This is a genomic window from Sphingobacterium sp. Ag1 (assembly GCF_000988325.1).
In the GTDB taxonomy this organism is placed as follows: Bacteria; Bacteroidota; Bacteroidia; order Sphingobacteriales; family Sphingobacteriaceae; genus Sphingobacterium.
Genome location: NZ_LBGU01000014.1, coordinates 24961 through 44449 on the forward strand (window position 1 = coordinate 24961; position 19489 = coordinate 44449).

16 protein-coding genes and 3 tRNA genes are annotated in these 19489 nt (G+C 38.9%); 10 read left to right on the forward strand and 9 right to left on the reverse strand.

Features of this window, described 5'->3' with window-relative positions; all coding sequences use genetic code 11:
* Positions 1–42 precede the first annotated feature (42 nt).
* The 3 genes from AAW12_RS00950 to AAW12_RS00960 all read left to right on the forward strand — a co-directional run bounded on the left by AAW12_RS00950 (position 43) and on the right by AAW12_RS00960 (position 806).
* Positions 43–531, forward strand: coding sequence for a regulatory protein RecX (locus AAW12_RS00950; RefSeq protein WP_046671759.1), 489 nt, complete (start codon positions 43–45; stop codon positions 529–531).
* A 112-nt stretch (positions 532–643) separates the two neighbouring features.
* Positions 644–716: transfer RNA gene (locus AAW12_RS00955), tRNA-Gly, on the forward strand.
* 5 nt (positions 717–721) lie between these two features.
* A tRNA-Leu gene (locus AAW12_RS00960) sits at positions 722–806 on the forward strand.
* A gap of 168 nt (positions 807–974) precedes the next feature.
* On the opposite strand, the gene AAW12_RS00965 is transcribed toward AAW12_RS00960, so the two are convergent.
* The gene (locus AAW12_RS00965) at positions 975–1496 is read right to left on the reverse strand and encodes an OmpA family protein (RefSeq protein ID WP_046671760.1); all 522 of its coding nucleotides are present in this window, start codon (positions 1494–1496) and stop codon (positions 975–977) included.
* Between the two features lie 97 nt (positions 1497–1593).
* The gene (locus AAW12_RS00970) at positions 1594–3780 is read right to left on the reverse strand and encodes a glucoamylase family protein (RefSeq protein ID WP_046671761.1); all 2187 of its coding nucleotides are present in this window, start codon (positions 3778–3780) and stop codon (positions 1594–1596) included.
* 160 nt (positions 3781–3940) lie between these two features.
* Here AAW12_RS00970 and AAW12_RS00975 point away from each other — a divergent pair, with 160 nt between their 5' ends.
* Positions 3941–4894: an acetyl-CoA carboxylase carboxyltransferase subunit alpha gene (locus AAW12_RS00975; RefSeq protein ID WP_046671762.1), complete on the forward strand. Its 954-nt coding sequence runs from the start codon at positions 3941–3943 to the stop codon at positions 4892–4894.
* A 266-nt stretch (positions 4895–5160) separates the two neighbouring features.
* Positions 5161–5233: transfer RNA gene (locus AAW12_RS00980), tRNA-Lys, on the forward strand.
* A 758-nt stretch (positions 5234–5991) separates the two neighbouring features.
* Here the strand turns inward: AAW12_RS00980 and AAW12_RS00985 are convergent.
* Positions 5992–8094, reverse strand: coding sequence for an alpha-L-fucosidase (locus AAW12_RS00985; protein WP_231585172.1), 2103 nt, complete (start codon positions 8092–8094; stop codon positions 5992–5994).
* A gap of 379 nt (positions 8095–8473) precedes the next feature.
* On the opposite strand from AAW12_RS00985, the gene AAW12_RS00990 reads away from it, so the two are divergent.
* The 4 genes from AAW12_RS00990 to AAW12_RS01005 all read left to right on the forward strand — a co-directional run bounded on the left by AAW12_RS00990 (position 8474) and on the right by AAW12_RS01005 (position 11230).
* Positions 8474–8926: an SRPBCC domain-containing protein gene (locus AAW12_RS00990; RefSeq protein WP_046671763.1), complete on the forward strand. Its 453-nt coding sequence runs from the start codon at positions 8474–8476 to the stop codon at positions 8924–8926.
* 92 nt (positions 8927–9018) lie between these two features.
* On the forward strand, positions 9019–9447 hold the full coding sequence (locus AAW12_RS00995) for a DUF1801 domain-containing protein (protein ID WP_046671764.1): 429 nt from the start codon (positions 9019–9021) through the stop codon (positions 9445–9447).
* An 8-nt stretch (positions 9448–9455) separates the two neighbouring features.
* On the forward strand, positions 9456–10385 hold the full coding sequence (locus tag AAW12_RS26435) for a DUF1801 domain-containing protein (RefSeq protein ID WP_084823034.1): 930 nt from the start codon (positions 9456–9458) through the stop codon (positions 10383–10385).
* A 23-nt stretch (positions 10386–10408) separates the two neighbouring features.
* The gene (locus AAW12_RS01005; RefSeq protein ID WP_046671765.1) at positions 10409–11230 is read left to right on the forward strand and encodes a VOC family protein; all 822 of its coding nucleotides are present in this window, start codon (positions 10409–10411) and stop codon (positions 11228–11230) included.
* Between the two features lie 78 nt (positions 11231–11308).
* On the opposite strand, the gene AAW12_RS01010 is transcribed toward AAW12_RS01005, so the two are convergent.
* Both AAW12_RS01010 and AAW12_RS01015 read right to left on the reverse strand, forming a co-directional pair.
* Positions 11309–11728, reverse strand: coding sequence for a SufE family protein (locus AAW12_RS01010; RefSeq protein ID WP_046671766.1), 420 nt, complete (start codon positions 11726–11728; stop codon positions 11309–11311).
* A 12-nt stretch (positions 11729–11740) separates the two neighbouring features.
* Complete coding sequence (locus AAW12_RS01015; RefSeq protein WP_046671767.1) at positions 11741–12964, reverse strand: cysteine desulfurase; 1224 nt, start codon at positions 12962–12964, stop codon at positions 11741–11743.
* A gap of 189 nt (positions 12965–13153) precedes the next feature.
* Here AAW12_RS01015 and AAW12_RS01020 point away from each other — a divergent pair, with 189 nt between their 5' ends.
* Complete coding sequence (locus AAW12_RS01020) at positions 13154–14146, forward strand: acyl-ACP desaturase (RefSeq protein ID WP_046671768.1); 993 nt, start codon at positions 13154–13156, stop codon at positions 14144–14146.
* 78 nt (positions 14147–14224) lie between these two features.
* On the opposite strand, the gene AAW12_RS01025 is transcribed toward AAW12_RS01020, so the two are convergent.
* From AAW12_RS01025 to AAW12_RS01040, 4 genes are all read right to left on the reverse strand, one after another.
* A complete protein-coding gene (locus AAW12_RS01025) occupies positions 14225–15754 on the reverse strand; it encodes a peptide MFS transporter (RefSeq protein WP_046671769.1) in 1530 nt (509 codons plus the stop codon).
* A 54-nt stretch (positions 15755–15808) separates the two neighbouring features.
* Positions 15809–17581 carry a peptide MFS transporter gene (locus AAW12_RS01030; RefSeq protein ID WP_231585173.1) on the reverse strand — a complete coding sequence of 591 codons (1773 nt, stop codon included), beginning with the start codon at positions 17579–17581 and terminating at the stop codon, positions 15809–15811.
* A gap of 138 nt (positions 17582–17719) precedes the next feature.
* Positions 17720–18049 (reverse strand): helix-turn-helix domain-containing protein, encoded by a 330-nt coding sequence (locus AAW12_RS01035; protein ID WP_046671770.1) that lies wholly within the window; start codon positions 18047–18049, stop codon positions 17720–17722.
* A 66-nt stretch (positions 18050–18115) separates the two neighbouring features.
* Positions 18116–19486: a Mur ligase domain-containing protein gene (locus AAW12_RS01040; protein WP_046671771.1), complete on the reverse strand. Its 1371-nt coding sequence runs from the start codon at positions 19484–19486 to the stop codon at positions 18116–18118.
* Positions 19487–19489: the final 3 nt, after the last annotated feature.

Below are 19489 nucleotides of genomic sequence, written 5' to 3' on the forward strand. Positions count from 1 at the left end.
ATTTTTTTAGTTATTTCATATTATTTTTGAAATTTTGACAATATGTTTGACGAAGAAAAAAGAAATAAGAAGATATTAACGCAGCATCAGGCGCAGTTGAAAGCGGAAAGCTATTGCGTATATCAAGAACGCGCACAGCAAGAAGTACGCGATAAGCTCTACAGCTGGGGACTACACGAAGAAGAAGTCGAAAATATATTGGCCAATTTGATCGCCGATAATTTTCTAAATGAAGAACGCTTTGCTATTGCCTACTGTAACGGAAAGCTCCGCATGAAAGGCTGGGGTAAAGTAAAAATCAAGCAGGCACTCAAGGCAAAGCGGGTATCCGAACAATTGATAAAAATTGCATTTAAGCAAATCGATCTCGATGAATATGAACAAATCTTAAATCACATCATTGACAAAAAACTCCGTGAAATTAGCGGCAAGGACCGCTATGCGGTTAAAAACAAAGTTTATCAGTTTGCACTATCCCGCGGATTTGAGAGTGATTTAATTTTTTCTATACTGAATTCAAAGGAGTTATAAAAAACACAGAAAGAAAGTAAATAAATATTTTGCAATATTGAATTTTCGCTCTATATTTGCATCACCAAAAAGGAACGCAAGGTTCTTTTAAAAATTGAAATAAAATTCCAATGCGAAAATAGCTCAGCTGGTAGAGCACAACCTTGCCAAGGTTGGGGTCGCGAGTTCGAATCTCGTTTTTCGCTCACCTGCCTAGGTGGTGGAACTGGTAGACACGCAGGACTTAAAATCCTGTTCCCGTTAAGGGAGTGCGGGTTCGATTCCCGCCCTAGGTACAAGAAAGCTCATCTAACGATGGGCTTTTCTTGTTTTATGTCTCCTGTTTTAAAACACCTTATTTCGGGAGACCCTATACAACGATTTAAAACCGCGATATAACTGCATAAAAAAAGCGGGATATCTTAAATACCACGCTTTTTTATATTAAGAATTGGTCTGATAAACTATTTTTTATCTAAAATAGTAACTTCCACTCTTCTATTTTTTTGACGTCCTTCCGGAGTTTTATTATCGCCAACTGGATTTGACTGACCGAAACCTTTTGCCGTGATGCGTGATTCAGCAACACCTGAATCTACTAAGAACTTCTTAACAGAAGCTGCTCTTTTATCGGAAAGCCACTGATTATACTCAACAGTACCCGTAGCATCAGTATACCCATCAACTTTGATCTTATTATTACTTTCTTTCAAGATCAACGCTAATTTACTAACTTCAGTTTTTGCCTTCTCAGATAGGTAAGAAGAGTTTGTTGGAAACAATAAATCGGACGATATACTAAACTTAATCCCCTCATCAGTTCTTTTCGCATCATTAAAATCCTTCTTTACATTTTTCAAACCATCATCAGTTCCATCTTTTGTTACAACAGCACCCGGATTGACTACAATAGCTTGTTGTTTACAGGAAAATAACGATAAACTTGCACATAAGGTTAAAATCCCCAAATTAATTTTTCTAAGCATGTCGTTTCTAACGTATTTAATATCGATTTAAGCAAGTAAATATAGCGAAAAAAGTCCAATATGACATCCCTTCTACGCCATAACTAACGTAACAAATCTATTTCTTGGTATATACTTTTTCTAAAGTCTTTTTTACCTCAGGAATATTCTCATACAATTTCCAGATCATGCCTGAATTTGCATTCTCGATCATTACGGCAATCGTTGCCTGATTCCTCGCACGATAGCTTTCAGAAACATCGTTGTTTTTAATATCAATCCAGCTTCTGAAACCATATTGCGTGAACAACACATCGGCGTATTCTTCGTAAAACTTACGTAATGCTTTTAGACCGATCTCCTTTTCAAATGGGTAGGCTGCAATAGCTATCGCAGGATTCACCAAATATCGCTGATACGTATCTTCCACATTTTCCACGCCCCAAATATCTGTAAATCGCGTCCCTATGCTCATTTCATTATCTCTACGTTTATAGGCCAAAATATAATTCGACAAATATTTCTTGTAATCGACAAAGTCATCCACTTTTCCTTTCGGATCCATAATCAAAAAGGGACGATAAACAGCCATTAACGATTCATTTAAACTACCGCCGGCAATATTCTTGGCAAAAATAACTTTATCGTCGGAGTAGATCGAAACTCCGGCATTTCCAGTGTCGCCAATTAAAGGGTTTGCACTTATTGAACGCGCCAAAGAATCATCTAATTTCATTTTGAGTTCAGGAGCCAAATCATTGAAGTCATCCCCAAAATACAATTCGTTACCTTTATGTTTGGTTGCAAATCCGTTGATATAAGCTGAAATCGCTAAAGGGTGGGTAGGTGAAGACATCGCCAACAAGTAAGTACCCAGACTCTCGTTAAATCCTCCCAAAGGCCTCGATCTAGCTGTACTGTCTACTGGAGACCACTTATTCCAAAGTACATCAGGATTCTGTGCGTCCGTAAAATAATTCCAGTTTATGCGTTCCCAGAGCTTCGTAATAGTATTCCTCAAGGCCTGTTCCTCAGGATCCTCCTTAGAAAAATATTGTCGGGCGATCAGAAGCGATTCCATAATATGGGAGGTACCGCGCAAATCGTACGTTGGAACTGAATCGCGATAATAAGGTACCCCTGAACGGCCATCGTAAAGCGCTGTAAAGACCCCTTGATGTTGTTGTGCACTACTCAAAAATTTCACAATCCGTGTTAACCTGACCAAAAGAGCTTGTCGCGAGATCAAGTTGTTCTCTCCTGCCACAAGCAAACCCAAGATCGCATAGCCGGTTTCATTTGTTGATACAATAGCCTGTCTATTGCCTCGATCAGGTAGAAACATACCACTATTCACATCATAGTTGTCTATAAAATAATTCACATGAGCATTTCGGATAAAATTCAACATCTCTTTATCCGTCCCCTTTTTTGTCTGTACCTCCCTAACCTCAGAAAATGGAGATTCAACATAATTATAATCTACCCAGGCTATTTTGTAATAATAAGATTTATTATATTCATTCACCCTATCCAGCGACTTCTGTACATAGATGGGTAAAATTGCTATCGGCTGAAAATTGAGTTTATCTTCCGAACGGTAGATTTTCACATAGCGGATACTTGGTGTCAGCGGCAATTGCCAAACCAGCTCAACTTGTTTATCTACGGAACTGATCTTCGATAAGATAGCTGCTGATGAAAGTCTTACCTTTGGATAGTTTTTGGGCAAAAACTCAATTTGATCGATAAATAATTGATTTGTCTCCAGGGCAGTTCCATTCTGTTCAAGTATTAAAGCCGAAACAGACTTCCCTAATGAAATTCCTCCAAATTTATTGACTGGAATGGAAACATTAAGCCAGGTATCATAAGCAAAATCATCGATATAATTTGCGATATCCACAGCATTTGTCTTCGTGTCGTTTTGTTTTAAGGTAACTTTTGGCAATTGTCCCTTTTCAGTATTGCTTTGAATAAAAAGCTTAAAAGTTAGATGATCATCCTTGGCAATTAAATAGGGAAATTTCTGTTTGTCGTTTAAAATACTTGCCTCCCATTTACCATTAGGAGAAGAAACGTACCGCAAAGAAAGCGAATTGCCTGGCGTAAAAAACAAACTATCGGAAACCGGAAGGCTATAGCTCACGTTTTGAATCCATGATTCACCGGTATAATGAGTGATACTCTTCGCATAACTCCCGTTGATAACACTATTGTCAAATAAAACCTCAGGATAACTTTCTGACCGAACAAGAGTAGGTAAGATCAGTAACAAAAGAAAGTAAAAATATTTTTTCAGCATAAGTCAACATTTTTCACAGGCCTACAATCAAAAACTAAGCCACCAGTACGATTATAACGCAAATGTAACAAAGGAATTCCAATGATATTATCCTCCCTAATTTTAATTTCAGAAAAAATGCGCTAAATTAGCCCTCTGAATATTTTCATAAAATAGATATATGAAAACCACGTTTGATTTTGAAAAGCCAATTGCAGACTTGCAATTGCAAATTGAAAAGGTAACTCAAGTTGCCGAAAAGACTCAAGTTGACATGAGCGCAACCGTTCGTGAGCTTGAAGAAAAGCTTGCTTCTACTGAAAAAGAAATATACGGCAATTTAACAGGTTGGCAGAACGTTCAAATGTCACGCCATCCAGATCGCCCTCAGACTTATGATTATATAGAAGCTATCTGCGACGAATTTATCGAGTTGCATGGTGATAGAACCGTTAAGGATGATAAAGCGATCGTCGGCGGTATGGCTTCTATTGATGGTAATGCCGTTATGATCATCGGTCATCAAAAAGGTAAAAACACCAAAGAGCGTCAATATCACAATTTTGGAATGGCCAATCCTGAAGGCTACCGAAAGGCATTACGCTTAATGAAAATGGCGGAAAAGTTCAATAAGCCTGTGATCACTCTAATTGATACGATGGGTGCTTATCCAGGACTTGAAGCTGAGGAACGCGGACAGGGTGAAGCGATTGCGCGCAACCTCATGGAAATGGCTGTATTGAAAGTTCCGATCATCTGCGTTGTTATCGGTGAAGGAGCTTCAGGTGGAGCTTTGGGTATTGGTGTTGGAAACAGAGTTTACATGATGGAACATACCTGGTATTCGGTCATATCACCTGAATCTTGTTCCTCCATCCTATGGAGAAGCTGGGATCACAAAGAAAAAGCCGCTGAGGCATTAAAATTGACTTCAGAAGACATGTTGGGCAACGGATTGATTGATGGTATTATCCCTGAACCGCTAGGCGGTGCTCACCAGGATCCTGCGGCAGCAGCGGCTAATCTAAAAAGCCAGTTGTTGAAAGATCTTGCAGAATTGACGGCTAAAGATAGCGATACTTTAGTTACTGAAAGAATTGATAAGTTTAGCAAAATGGGTGTGGTAACTGAATAATGTATCAATACAACCCTACAGCATAAAAAAAGTCAGCAATTAGCTGACTTTTTTTATGGCCATTCTACCTTAAAACACGAATCCTCGTTCTAAAAAACTGCTTCTATACTGACCCAACTTATCCGCAAGTGTTTTAAAAGGCTTTTTAAATAAAAAATAATTCAGTAATTTTTAAATAGTTACAATTTTTATCAACAAAAAAGATAAAAACATTTTGCACAAATAACTTATTTTTCTACCTTTGCATCACTTTCAAAAACAGAAAGGATTCCGTAGCTCAGCTGGTAGAGCAATACACTTTTAATGTATGGGTCCTGGGTTCGAATCCCAGCGGGATCACAAAAAGAAAAGCTAATCGTAAGATTAGCTTTTTTTGTTTAGGAATATCAGGATTTGAAGGAAGTGTCGGTAGGGTTTGATCGGAATATGTTAATCTACAATCCAAAATGTTCTATTATTCCACAATAACGATCGTTCGTTACCTAAGCGCGGTCCTTTTCTTTTTTAATTTTTAGCTTCAACAAATTAGGATCACGTAGGGACGAAGTTCGTTCTTATCACAATGATTGTTCAGTGCTTGCTCAGTGATTGTTCAGTGCTTGCTCAGTGATTGTTCAGTGCTTGCTCAGTGATGGTTCAGTATAAACTGAATAATGACTGACTAATTACTGTCTAAAAACTGATTGTAAATTGTTTTTAGCTTTAGGCTGGTATTAGGAAATTTCAGTTTTAATATTTATCTCTATCATCTTATCATCAAGAAATTGTGGCAATTACCAAAAATTGATCTTCTCAAGGGCCCACCATCAGCAACTTTTGAAAAGCCATCCCGAACTGAGGCAGCCAATTATCGGCAATGGAGAAACCATGCCCTACTTTGGGCAGGCTGACCAATTGAACATTTTATATCCCTTTAAGGAAATCTGTCGTTGCGTTAAAGGGACAGGTCTGATCTTTTACACCATTAAGTACCCAAAACGGAGCGGTCAATTTTTCGCTACGATCCAGGTAATAACTTTTTCCAGGCTTTAAGATATGGGAAGATAATCCACTGCCCTTACAGAGTGGTTTGGTAATATTGATATCTGGACAGAAGCCTAAGGCAATCCCCCCGCGAAAAATACCTGCCGGGGCTTGGGCAATCGAGCCATAGGCCAGCGTTGCCCATAAGAGTAGCCTGCCAATATGGGTTTCTGATAGCTTTCAAACTTATATTTCTTTTGGATTGCCATGCTGAGCTGCTCGAAATCTGCAGCAGGATAATAACAATCCTTTTTTGATCGTGCCATTGAGGCAGCATAGTGATCCGGAAGCAATATGACTTCCAAAAACTTCACCATTTCTGCTCCCGCTATAGTATGGGCACGTAATTCAATGATTTGCTTGCCCTTTAGCAATGCCACCGTACCTAATTCAAGCTGACGTTCACGCAAACCAACGGAAGAAGACCCATCTATTGTAAAATCAATATTCTTCCCCCCTAAATTCAAGCTCAGTTTCCCTCCTGTACCTACAATATTTTTCACATACCGTATAGCCACCTTGAAGCGTCCGCCATTTAACACATGGGTGTCCCATCTTAACCCTTGACTTAACCTAGTCCAGCCCGTCACATAATAGCGATTCTTTTTACCGTCCCCAAACTTCATCGGATTCCCGATCTGTTTTGCATAAAAGGTCAGTAGCCGATTTTTATTGACATTATGATCCACATACATTAAATTAGGATTTATTGGATCAGTTATGCTATCCTTCAATTGCACCACTACGACCAGGTCATCCTCGTCAGAAGCAATTTGATCTATAGGAATATGCAGTCCATTTTTGTCGGACCTATATTTTCCGATAGTTTCTCCCGACAATAACGAAACCGAATTAACCTTAGCAATCAATCCGCCGACAATCAGATCATTCCGTTGAGGGCGCTCAAACACGTGTAAATACAGGGTATTTTTACGCTGAGTAATGACTCCCCAGGGCTGACGGGGTAAGCGAGATGGTGCTACATCAATGACACTTTCACTATTCCCCCGCATCCACCGACCTAATCCCTTTAAAATAGCGACATCAGCGCTGTCGATGCTTCCGTCACCCTTGGGGCCAATATTCATTAGAATATTCCCCCCCATGGCCTTAGCCTTCGCTAAGAGTTTGATAAAATGCGCTGTCGGTTTATGGCTCTTATCAGTCGACGAATAACCATAGGATTCATTTGTAGTTGGTATGGCCTCCCAATAAGCGCCAGAAGCAACTGGATAATATTCCTCAGGTCGATCTGCCGTATTCAGGTAATCGCCGTAATTCTTTTCCTCAGTACGTGCCAATCGACCATTGACTATGATATTCGGATCAGCTGTTCGAATAGCCTTTAAAATTCTCAGGTTTTCAGACAGTGGCAATTTATGCGGTGTATCAAACCATAACAAATCCGGATGATAGCGCTGAATAAGTTCATCAATCTGTGGAATCGCCTTTTGATCTACGTAATGCCGAGCCTTTGTCAACCATTCAGGATGTTTGTCAAACCAATTTGTGCCGCCCAACAATTTATCTCCGCCTGGATTACTGTAATCCCAGTCATTACCGGGAGCATCCGGATGCTCCCAGTCAAAAGCATGCGAATAATAGAAGCCAAACAAAAGTCCATGTCTATGGCAGGCAGCTGCTAATTCCGCCAATGGGTCCCTTTTAAATGCAGTGCTTGACAATGAGTAGTCACTTGAAAATGCAGAAGGAAACATCGCAAAGCCATCATGGTGCTTAGCCGTAATAATAAAATATTTCATCCCTGCATTTTTTGCCAACAATACCCATTCCTCCGCATTAAACTTTAGGGGATTAAATCGACGTGCTGAATCAAGATACTCACTACGTGGGATTTTCATCACACGCATTAAATGCTCCGCATAGCCCCCTCCCGGCCTCCCTTTCCAAATATTTCCATATTGGGAATAAACACCCCAATGAACAAACATACCAAATGAGGCTGCCCTCCATTTTTCCAGGCGTTGTTCACGAGTTAATACGGCTTGTTTCCACCAACCCGTTTCCGCCTCAACAATCGCATTTTTATCACGTGCTGTCGCATCATTAAACATATTTGAAGCCTCATTGCCTTCATTTACATTTTTAGTCTGTGCGCTCGAAAAAAAAACGCCTAAAGAAAACATAAAAAGAAAAAAACACTTGATTTTAAACATAACGTTGGTTTTATGAAGACGGCAAATACAACCTGAAAGATTTCAGACGGATACCCTTTCTAAATTTATTGGATTATAGTTCCTCGAGACCTAACGGAAGGAATGCAGGATCAATTTTAACTATAGTCAAAAATACGCCAAAACTACATTTTACAAGTGTACAATTCGTTCATTTTAGGGGAAATATTGATCCGGGTCCTCAAAATGAAAACCTATTCTTCAATAAGGTGTTTATATAATCTATACATCTTATAATAAATAAACAGTGATTTGGACAATTAGATTGGTCCATGGAAAAAGATCTTTTTCAATATTTTTAACGTAACCAGATACAAGCTATCAGTATTTATTGAATATTTGTCTAAAACTTTAAATTAATATGGAAAAACTAACCGCCAAAGCCAGCATCCAAATTCAGAAACCAATCAACGAAGTTTTTGAGGCTATTGTAGATCCCAATAAAATGAATCACTATTTTATAAAATCTTCGACTGGACGTCTAGAGACAGATAAAACGGTAGAATGGACATTTCCAGAATTTCCTGACAGTTTTCCCGTGACAGGAAAAATCATCAGCCGCAATTCATATATCTCTTTTGACTGGAGTGGGGGGCTTCCCAATCAACTGGTAGAAATCGCACTATCCACATTCGGAGAAAACGCGACTGTCATAAAGATTACAGAACACGAGATGAACAATGATGCAGATGGAATTTTAATAATGATGAGACAAACAGAGGGTTGGGCCAACTTTTTAGCTTGCATGAAAGCGTATCTAGAATATGATATCAATTTGAGAACTGGGGCTTTCGATTTTATGTTCCAAAAATAGTTCTCTCTAAAAATAGCTGCTCATCGAATTACTTCAAATACAATATATTCAATTAAGGTTATCCGAATATCCGTCAAAGACAACAACTATATATGGCAAAAAATAAAACGGCATATACCGAAGCATCTGTCCAAGACTTTATAAAAACAGTTGACGACCCACAAAAACAAATCGATAGTACAACACTGATCCAATTAATGGAAACCACAACGGGTGAGCCAGCTAGAATGTACGGACCAACTATCATCGGATTTGGAAACTATCATTATACCTATGCAAGTGGGCACGAAGGCTATGCTCCTTTGATCGCATTTAGCCCCCGAAAATCAGCAATCTCCCTTTATGTATTTACCGGTGCCGATGAGCATCGACATTTAGTCGATCAGCTCGGGAAATTTAAAATAGGCAAAGCCTGCATATACATCAAGAAATTAAGCGACATTAATATAGAAATACTCCATCAGCTTATGTCCGAAACGATACAGTTTATTGAAAATAAGTATACGAGAATCAAAGAATAGCACAAATTATGACAACGAGCATCGCAACAATAGACGAATATATCAATCAATTTGATGGGGAGAAAAAAGAATATCTGCTCAAGGTGAGACAGCTTATCGCTGGCCTAGTCCCTCCCGATGCAGATGAAACGATCTCCTATCAAATGCCTACTTTCAGATACAAGGGCAATATCATCCATTTTGCGATGAACAAAAACCATTTGGGCCTCTATCCAGGACCTGCTGCTATAGAGCACTTCGCTGCAGAACTCAAAAATTTTAAAACCACAAAAGGGGCAATACAAATTCCCTTGGATCAACCGATTCCAACACAATTAATTATCGATATTGTCAATTTTAATATTGATAAACTTAAAGACAAACAAGGCCCTAATTGGTACCAAAGCCGAGGGAACTGGCAGGAGGCTGAAGAACTCATGCAAGAGATCATCCAGCAAACTTCCTTAAAAAAGGAATTCAAATGGGGGAGCTATATCTATACCCATAAAGGGAAAAATGTCATCGGTTGGGGTGGTTTTAAAAATTTCTTTTCCCTCTGGTTTTATAATGGTGTATTCTTAGTCGATCGGGATAAACATCTCATCAGTGCCTCCGAAGGAAAAACCAAAGCCTTACGCCAATGGCGTTTTGAAGATGCCAACGCGATGGACCCCGAAAAGATTAAAGCTTATATTCAGGAATCTATCCAGACAATCGATGAAGGCAAGGAAATTAAACCTACAAAGACTCCTGCGAAGGCCCCTGCTGGTCTATTACTCGAAGCTCTGCAGGCAGATCCGACCTTTGGGGAAAGTTTCCAGGCTTTAACACCGGGAAGGCGGAAAGAATACATCGAGTACATTGATGAGGCGAAGCAAGAAAAAACGAAACAATCACGTATTGAAAAAATTAAACCGTTGGTCCTCGCTAAAAAGGGCTTAAACGACAAATACAAATAGGTGAATGCTAAAACAAAAAAAAGATGAATAATTCAATTATCCCATCCATTTGGTTCGATCAAAACGCACAGGAAGCCTTTGATCTTTACGCTGGTACCTTCCCCGGCAGCCATATTAGCAACAGCTCTCCCATCGTGGTTGAAGCTGTCCTAAACGGCGTGAAATTTATTGGAATAAATGGAGGTCCTATATTCAAACCCAACCCATCCATATCATTTATGGTCATTTGCGAAAGCAAAGAGGAAGTTGATCGTATCTGGGATTCACTTGCTGTGGACAGCAACACTTTAATGCCTTTAAACTCCTACCCTTGGAGCCCTTATTACGGATGGTTGGCCGACAAGTTTGGCGTCAATTGGCAATTATACCTCGGTAAACTGAGCGATACTAACCAACAGGCAATTGTACCGACTCTAATGTATTGCGGAGAACAACAAGGAAATTGCGAACAAGCGTTAGCATTTTATGCGGAATTATTTCAGGATTTCCGAAGCAATGGGGTCATGAAATACACCGAAGGTGAATATATCGGATCAATCCAACATACCCAATTTATAGTCCGGGATTTTACACTCATGGCAATGGATAGCGGAGTTCCCCAAATGTTCACCTTTAGCGAAGGTATTTCACTCACCATCCTCTGTAAAGATCAAAAGGAAATTGATTATTTCTGGAATAATATCACGAAGAAAGGTAAAGAGAGCATGTGTGGCTGGTGCAAAGACGAATTCGGTGTAAGCTGGCAGATCGTACCCGAACAAATTGCAACATTATTACAGCGACCGGGGGCAAATGAAGCGCTCATGAGAATGAAAAAGATCATTATTCAGGAGCTCATTGGATAATTTCAAAATAAATCTCAAGCTTAGGGGAACAGCTATTTAAAATAGTATTAAGAAAAAAGGGGATGAATAATCCCCTTTTTATGCTTTTACTTGCAATGCCAATGCGTATAATTTCATTTGCTTAATCATGGATAGCAAACCGTTTGCCCGGGTTGGTGACAAATGTTCTTTCAGTCCTATTTGATCTACAAAATATAAATCGGCATCAACGATCTCCTTGGCGGAATGTCCAGATAGCACTTTAACCATCAAACTGACCAAGCCTTTGGTGATAATCGCATCGCTATCTGCCGTAAAATACACTTTTCCATCCTTTATTTCTGGGAAAAGCCATACTTTGGACTGACAGCCTTTGATGATATATTCATCTGTTTTGTATTGTTCATCAATTAGAGGCACTTCTTTTCCCAGCTGGATGATGTACTCATATTTTTCCATCCAATCCGTAAAGAAAGCAAAATCCTCAATTAATTCATCCTGTATTTCATTAATGGTCATACCTATTTTTTATTAAACCAACATATTGACCGCGCGTTGGATCCCTGCGACCAAAATATCTATTTCCTCTTTTGTATTATATACGGCTAAAGAAGCACGAATAGTCCCTGGGATGCCGAACCTATCCATGACAGGCTGGGCACAATGGTGACCTGTACGCACAGCAATACCTAATTTATCCAAGATCACACCAACGTCATAAGGATGCGTGCCATCAATGACAAATGAAATAACGGAACATTTCTGCTCGGCCGTTCCAATAAAACGCATGCCCGGAATTTCAGCCAACTTCTCCGTAGCGTACTGCAACAAATCATGTTCGTAGGCCTCGATATTTTCCATACCTATTGAATTAATATAATCGATGGCCTCATTCAAACAGATACCGGCTTCAATATTAGGCGTGCCGGCCTCAAATTTAAAAGGCAATTCATTATAGGTCGTTTTTTCAAAAGTAACCTCTTTAATCATATCTCCACCACCTTGATAAGGTGGCATCGCGTTCAATAAGTCCTCTTTACCATACAACACACCCACACCTGTAGGGCCATACATTTTATGTCCGGAAAATACCAGAAAATCTACGTCAAGCTTTTGAACATCAATCTGTATATGTTGAACAGCCTGTGCAGCATCAACTAAAACAACAGCACCATGTCCATGAGCAATAGAAATCATTTCACGCACAGGATTGATTGTCCCAAGGGAGTTTGAAACATAGGTTACAGCAACTAATTTGGTTTTCTCATTAAACAAATTGCTGTAGGCATCCATATCAAGCTCACCTTTATCATTCATCGGAATGACCCGAATTTTACAGCCCTTTTCATCACAGAGCATCTGCCAAGGCACAATATTGGAATGGTGTTCCATGGCTGAGATAATAATCTCATCACCTTCGTGAATAAAAGCTCTACCATAACAGGTTGCAATAAGATTAATCCCCTCCGTCGTCCCTTTGGTGATTATGATTTCCTTATCGTCCGCGGCATGGATGAAAGCTTGCACTTTTCTTCGAGTTACCTCAAAAGCGTCTGTCGATATCTGACTGAGATAATGTACGCCCCGATGCACATTACTATTCATATCTGCATAATAATGTACAATCGAATTGATAACAGAACTCGGTTTCTGTGTTGTCGCGCCGTTATCCAAATAAACCAGTGGTTTACCATTCACCTCTCTTTTCAGAATTGGGAAATCGGCACGTATTTTATCTATATTAAATTTTTCCAACGTCGTCTAAATAATTTATACAAAGTTAATAGTATTTTATCGAATACAGGACGGTCAATCTGTTTTTTATGTCATTATCAATGTCGCTTTTCTAAGGTATTCTCAGCCAAAAAAGTAATTTCTGGCATTTTAAACAATTATAGTTAGCTTTTATAATTTATTGATGCTATTTAGTACCTTTGTAATGATATGCAAGAATTACCTCTAAATTTACCAGAAGGCTCACGTAAAGAAGTGATGACCTATTTGGAACCGTTCATGCTCAATGAGATGAGCGAATACCTGAAGCCTGTTGAAGAGATGTGGCAACCTGCCGATTTTCTTCCAGATTCTTCTAGGGACACTTTTTTTGAGGAAGTAAAAGAGTTGCAGGAAAGTGCAAAAGAGCTCTCTTATGATTTGGTCGCAGTATTGGTTGGAGACACCATCACCGAAGAGGCCCTTCCAACGTACGAGTCATGGTTGACCATGGTAGAAGACGTTGACAAAAACGAGCAAGGTGGATGGATGAAATGGGTACGCGCTTGGACGGCTGAAGAAAACCGTCACGGTGACCTATTGAACAAATACCTTTATTTGTCGGGTAGAATAGACATGCGCCAATTTGAAATGTCTACACAATATCTTATTCAAGATGGTTTTGATATTGGTACTGGTGCAGACCCTTACCGAAATTTTATTTATACTTCATTTCAGGAATTAGCGACTAACGTTTCCCATCGTCGTGTATCTGGGCTTTCCAAAAAAAGCGGCGATAAGCTTTTAGCAAAAATGTGTGGGGTCATCGCATCTGATGAAGCACGTCATGCCAAAGCCTATATGTCTTTTATTTCAAAAGCAATCACCGTAGACCCGAGTGAAGTCATGGTTGCATTTGAGGATATGATGCGTAAAAAAATCGTTATGCCGGCCCAATTCTTAAGAGAAGCAGGCGAACCCCAAGGAGAAGCATTTGCACATTTCTCGGACGCAGCCCAACGATTGGGAGTATATACTGCTTTGGACTACGTCGATATCTTGAAAGAGCTGAACAGTGAATGGAAAATAGATCAAGTCACTGGTCTGAATGATAAAGGAGAGAAAGCGAGAGATTATCTCCTAAAACTGCCAGATCGTTTGGCTAGACTGGCTGATCGGATGAAGGTTCCAGAAAAAGATTATAAATTCAAATGGATTTATTAATATAAAAAAAGCTTGATTATTAAATCAAGCTTTTTTTATATCGAAAGAATAACCTTACTATGTTAAAATTGTTAACGCTTATTTCACGTTCCCCATCAACTTACGCACAACTGGCGACAAGGCGATAAGCACCACACCGGCAATCAAAGAATATAAGCCCAATTGTTTATAACTCTCCGTATAAGTCACCAGTTTATCCGCCAATGAACTTCCTTCCTTAGCTTCGGCCATACTAGCACCAATCAAACCTGCTACATATTGACCGTAAGCACTCGCCAAGAACCACATGCCCATCATGATACCTTGCAATCTCGCCGGAGACAATTTCGTCATAATGGAAAGACCAATTGGTGATAGACAAAGCTCCCCAACGGTAATAACCAGCAGTGCAAGGGTAAAGACGTCCAATGAGGTCATACCATCGTGAGCAAATAATCGCGTAGCAAATAGGACATAATAACCTAATCCCAAGAAAACAAAACCAAGGCCAAATTTAATAATGGTATTTGGCTCAAGTTTACGTTTGCCCAGCCAAATCCAAAAAAGACCAAAAAGAGGTGCTAATGCAATAATAAATAATGCTCCACCTGAATTGTTAACGCCATTTGGATCGAGCGTCATAACGCCCAATAAAGAATCATTCAAATGCTTAGCAGCAAAGATGCTTAAGGAACCGCCACTTTGCTCATATATTCCCCAAAAAATAATCGAGAAAAGGATAAACACCAGCGCGGCAATTAATTTATTCCGCTCTTCAGCAGTCACTTTAGACATTTCATAAAAAAGATATAACAGCGTCAATGGGCCGATTGTATACATAAAATAGTCTGTATACTGCGTTTTTGATACCATGACCTGAATAATTGGGATAAAAATCAAGGTAGCAATATATACCGCATATTCTACCCATTTCGGTAATGCTTTCGTCTTTACTATGGCTTCAGGATCCCCAGGCTGAAGTCCTATTGGTCCTAAATGCCTTTTGGTAAAGTGAAAATTCACTAAACTAACCAACATCCCTACCGCCGCCAAACCAAAAGCAACATTCCAACGATGTCCCTCAGAAATAATTGACGTCAACATATACCCCTTACCGATCGCCACACAGATATACCCGCCTAAGAATGCACCTAAATTTATTCCCGCATAAAACAAGGAAAAACCGCCATCACGACGAACATCTCCTTTTTTATACAGTTCGCCGACCATTGTCGATATATTAGGTTTAAAAAAGCCGGTACCTATAATGATAAATGATAAACCAAAAAAGAAATATTCATGTGGATCTGCTGCAAGAAATAAGCTTCCTACGATCATCAATAAGCCACCCCAAAATAAAGACTTTCTAAAACCAAGAATCTTGTCTGCAAACAGCCCACCAATGAATGTAAACGCATAAACAAATGCCTGCGTCGCTCCATACTGTAAATTGGCATCCTTTTCAGCAAAGTTGAGTTGTGTGATCATAAAGAACACCAACATACCGCGCATACCATAGAAACAGAATCTTTCCCACATCTCGGAAAAAAACAAACTCCAGATTTGCTTTGGGTACTTTCCCTCAAAATTTTGAATCTCTTCTAGCGATTCCCTTGTACTAACCTCCATACTAATTTATATTAATCAAAAAAGCTTCTTTCGTAAAAGAAGCTTATCTATTTGTTATTTAATTCCGTGCATCAATCGTTTAATCAATGGATTAAACAGCATTACTAACAGGCCTGCTAAGGCAGGAATTGCTGTAAATAAGAAGAAGAAATAACTCAAGGAGTGTTCCTCTTGAATTGTTTCCACTTGTCCTCCTAATACCGCTGCAACCTTCTGTGCAATAGCAATCGCCAAATACCATATTCCAAACATAAATGCGAGCATGCGAGCCGGCACCAATTTGGATACGTAAGAAAGACCTACCGGTGAAATAAATAATTCGCCCAATGTATGGAACAAATAGGTCAGCACCAAAAATACCATCGAGATTTTAGCCCCTTGGCTTATCCCCATAGATCCCAACCCAATAATAAAAAATCCTATCGCAACCAAAATCAAACCAAAGCCATATTTAAAGGCTGCCGATGGGTTATATTTGGACTCCCAAATTTTGGATACCGAGGAGGCAAGTGCAATGATAAAAAATGAGTTTAGGATCGAAAACCAGGAGACTTTAATTTCTGATGCTTCTTTATTGAATTCATTGTACAACATCCAGATTACTGCTCCCCAGATCAACCCAAAACAGATAAACAATACGATATTTGAAATGGCAATTTTGTTCCAGGTTACTTTTGCCAATTTAATCAGAACCCAAGAGATAATCGAAAGCGGTACAATCGTCAATAAACCATTTACCACATTAAAGGTCGTCAATGCAGCACCAGTAAGTGATCTATCAATATTATCTCTAGCCACAAGAACCAACGAAGTTGCCCCCTGCTCAAAGCTCATAAAAAAGAAGACCAAGAAAAACGCCAGCAACACGACCGCAAACATCCGATCCCTTACAACCTTATCATAACGCAAAATCCGTGTCACAATAAGATATATGAAGAGAATTAACGCCACAATGACCATAATATATTGACCTCTAAGAAACGGTGTATCCAAACCAGAAAACACATCAACAATACCATTCTTAGACAAAGGGTCATTGAAAGCATATACGAAACCGATAATAGAAACTATCGCGATCAATACATAATCCCGTATGGTAAATGGATTTCTGGTATCGGTATCCTCAGCGATAACTTGGTGTTCCCCAGTGGCAGACTTAGTTAAAACACCCAGATTTCCCATGAGCGGTTTTGCGAAAACAAACTGCAGTGTTCCCAGAAGCATAAAGATACCAGCTAAGCCGAATCCCCAATGCCAACCATAAGTTTCGGCAATATATCCACATAGCATCATGCCAAAGAAAGCACCAGCATTGACCCCCATGTAGAATATGGTATAAGCTCCATCTTTTTTCTCTGGTAGATCTTTATACATTTCACCCAAGATAGAAGGCATATTGGGTTTGAAAAAACCTGTTCCAATAACTAAACAGATCAAACCCAGAAAAAACATAATGGAAGTATCAAAGGCCATGGCAGCATGACCCAGCGTCATAATCGCTGAACCGATGATCACAGCTTTCCGTGATCCAATATATTTATCCGCTATAATTCCTCCTAGAATAGGAGTTAAATAGAGCATCATGGCATAGGTTCCATAAAGTGCTCCCGCTTGTTGTGCCGTCCAGGACCATCCCGAGAAAGGACTACCTTGAATAACTGCAGCAGTTAAAAACTGCATTAAGAGTACACGCATCCCGTAGAACGAAAAACGTTCCCACATTTCAGTAAAGAAAAGGACAAAGAGTCCCGAACGCTGTCCCAATACATTTGACTTAAAAAAATCAGTCGACGGGCTAGTAATCATATCCCCGTTTAATCTCCCCATAAATAATCAACCTTTATTTTTTTTATAAAATACTTACAAAGAAACAAAAACAAAATCACTTTTGACCAAAATAAAGTTGCATAAACAAAAAAAGGCAACCCTTTTGGATTGCCTTTTCGGTAACAATTTTAATATGCCTTATCTTTTGTGCAATTGCTCATAAAGATCAATAACCTTTTTCTGCAATTCAATTACTTCGCTATCGCGTTGTTGTAATTTTTGCGTCAAAGCATTCACCTCGTTTACATACTCTTTATCTTCTTCAGAATCTGAAGTAGACAAAAGTTGAACAACAGTCAAATTGAATAATTTTGAGATTTGATTCAGGCGAGACAAATTCACATCTGTAATCCCTGTTTCAATTTTAGAAAATGCTGGGATTGAGATATCCAATCGTTTTGCAACATCCTCTTGACTCCACCCCTTTTGGTGTCTAAGTAATCTGATTTTTTTTCCTAATGCATTCATCTGGTAGATATTTTAAACAAAAATAATAAATTACAATTTAATTTACATTAAATTATAAATTTTTCTCTAAAAATCTCGAAAAAACCGATCAGCCAGCACAGACAAATTAACCCCATTATAATTATTTAAACTCATAAGAAGTAAATTGTAACCTTTTGATTTGACACCATCTAAAAATGAATAGAGCCCATCCAAACTCACAACAACCTCTAAATCAGGGTTATTAAAATTATCCTTAATATTATTGGGGACACTTTCGATATCTTTATTAAGTTCTTTACAGGAATTTATATTCACGTAGACCACAGAGACATCCGACTCTTTCATTGAGTTTGCATATTGTAACAAAAACGATGAATCTAAACTATCATACGAGTTTAATTCGATAATTGTAACCAATTTCTGATTAGGAAATTGCTCTTTCACGGCGTGAATACTCGACTTCACTTTATCCGCATTACAGGCATAATCCTGATAAACCACAGATCCTTCCGAGCTTGCAACAAACTCCAAATAACGAATCGAAGTATTAAAACTTTTTATGGCCTCAAAGAACTCTTTCTTTTTGATCCCCAACCATTCGCAGATCGTATACGCCCCAGCAATATTAGATAGGTTGTGCTTACCAAACACTTGCAATGGAACGTCGCCATCCGGTGTATTGATGTAAGTCACCCCCTTATTAATTGTATAATCAGGAATCTTATAGCCATGTCTATTGATCTTACAATCTTTTGTATCTTGAAGAACCTTCTGTAACACAACATCTTCCTTATTATAAATTAAGGTACCTTTAGGCGGAATTGAATCAATAAAATCTTCAAATTGTTTAATATATTCCTCTTGAGATATTTTCGAGTTAAACTCATTCCATACAATACCCGAAATTAACGCTATATTCGGTTTATAATACAAAAATTTGGACTTCGGATCAATCTTAGATGAAACATATTCATCTCCTTCGATAATAATAATCTTATTATGCTTAGTAATATCGACCAACTTATCAAAGCCTCTTAATTGAGCTCCTACCAAATAGTCAAATTCTTTTCCTAGAAATCGCATAACATGCATCACCATGCTCGTTATGGTTGTCTTACCGTAACTTCCAGCGATAACCACCCGGATTTTATCCTGTGAAAGCTCTTGTATAAATTCTGGAAAAGAATAAATTTTAAGACCTAATTCCTGGGCCCGCTTTAATTCAGGATTATCAGCCTGAGCATGAGCACCCAAAATCACAGCATCAATATCCTCCGTCACTTTTTCTTCAAACCACCCCAATTGATTAGGAAGCAATCCTGCTTCAATCAAATGAGAACGGGAGGGCTCGACGATCTGATCGTCAGAACCGGTCACTTGATGCCCTTGTTTTGCCAATGAAATAGCAAGGTTATGCATCACACTACCACCTATTGCTATAAAATGAATCCGCATAGC

Coding starts and splice junctions, on each gene's coding strand:
- AAW12_RS01030 (WP_231585173.1), bottom strand. CDS start 17,581: ATGGGGAGATTAAACGGGGATATGATTACTAGCCCGTCGACTGATTTT.
- AAW12_RS01040 (WP_046671771.1), bottom strand. CDS start 19,486: ATGCGGATTCATTTTATAGCAATAGGTGGTAGTGTGATGCATAACCTT.
- AAW12_RS00975 (WP_046671762.1), top strand. CDS start 3,941: ATGAAAACCACGTTTGATTTTGAAAAGCCAATTGCAGACTTGCAATTG.
- AAW12_RS01005 (WP_046671765.1), top strand. CDS start 10,409: ATGAATAATTCAATTATCCCATCCATTTGGTTCGATCAAAACGCACAG.
- AAW12_RS00985 (WP_231585172.1), bottom strand. CDS start 8,094: ATGTTTAAAATCAAGTGTTTTTTTCTTTTTATGTTTTCTTTAGGCGTT.
- AAW12_RS01025 (WP_046671769.1), bottom strand. CDS start 15,754: ATGGAGGTTAGTACAAGGGAATCGCTAGAAGAGATTCAAAATTTTGAG.
- AAW12_RS00995 (WP_046671764.1), top strand. CDS start 9,019: ATGGCAAAAAATAAAACGGCATATACCGAAGCATCTGTCCAAGACTTT.
- AAW12_RS00950 (WP_046671759.1), top strand. CDS start 43: ATGTTTGACGAAGAAAAAAGAAATAAGAAGATATTAACGCAGCATCAG.
- AAW12_RS00990 (WP_046671763.1), top strand. CDS start 8,474: ATGGAAAAACTAACCGCCAAAGCCAGCATCCAAATTCAGAAACCAATC.
- AAW12_RS01010 (WP_046671766.1), bottom strand. CDS start 11,728: ATGACCATTAATGAAATACAGGATGAATTAATTGAGGATTTTGCTTTC.
- AAW12_RS01020 (WP_046671768.1), top strand. CDS start 13,154: ATGCAAGAATTACCTCTAAATTTACCAGAAGGCTCACGTAAAGAAGTG.
- AAW12_RS00965 (WP_046671760.1), bottom strand. CDS start 1,496: ATGCTTAGAAAAATTAATTTGGGGATTTTAACCTTATGTGCAAGTTTA.
- AAW12_RS01035 (WP_046671770.1), bottom strand. CDS start 18,049: ATGAATGCATTAGGAAAAAAAATCAGATTACTTAGACACCAAAAGGGG.
- AAW12_RS26435 (WP_084823034.1), top strand. CDS start 9,456: ATGACAACGAGCATCGCAACAATAGACGAATATATCAATCAATTTGAT.
- AAW12_RS00970 (WP_046671761.1), bottom strand. CDS start 3,780: ATGCTGAAAAAATATTTTTACTTTCTTTTGTTACTGATCTTACCTACT.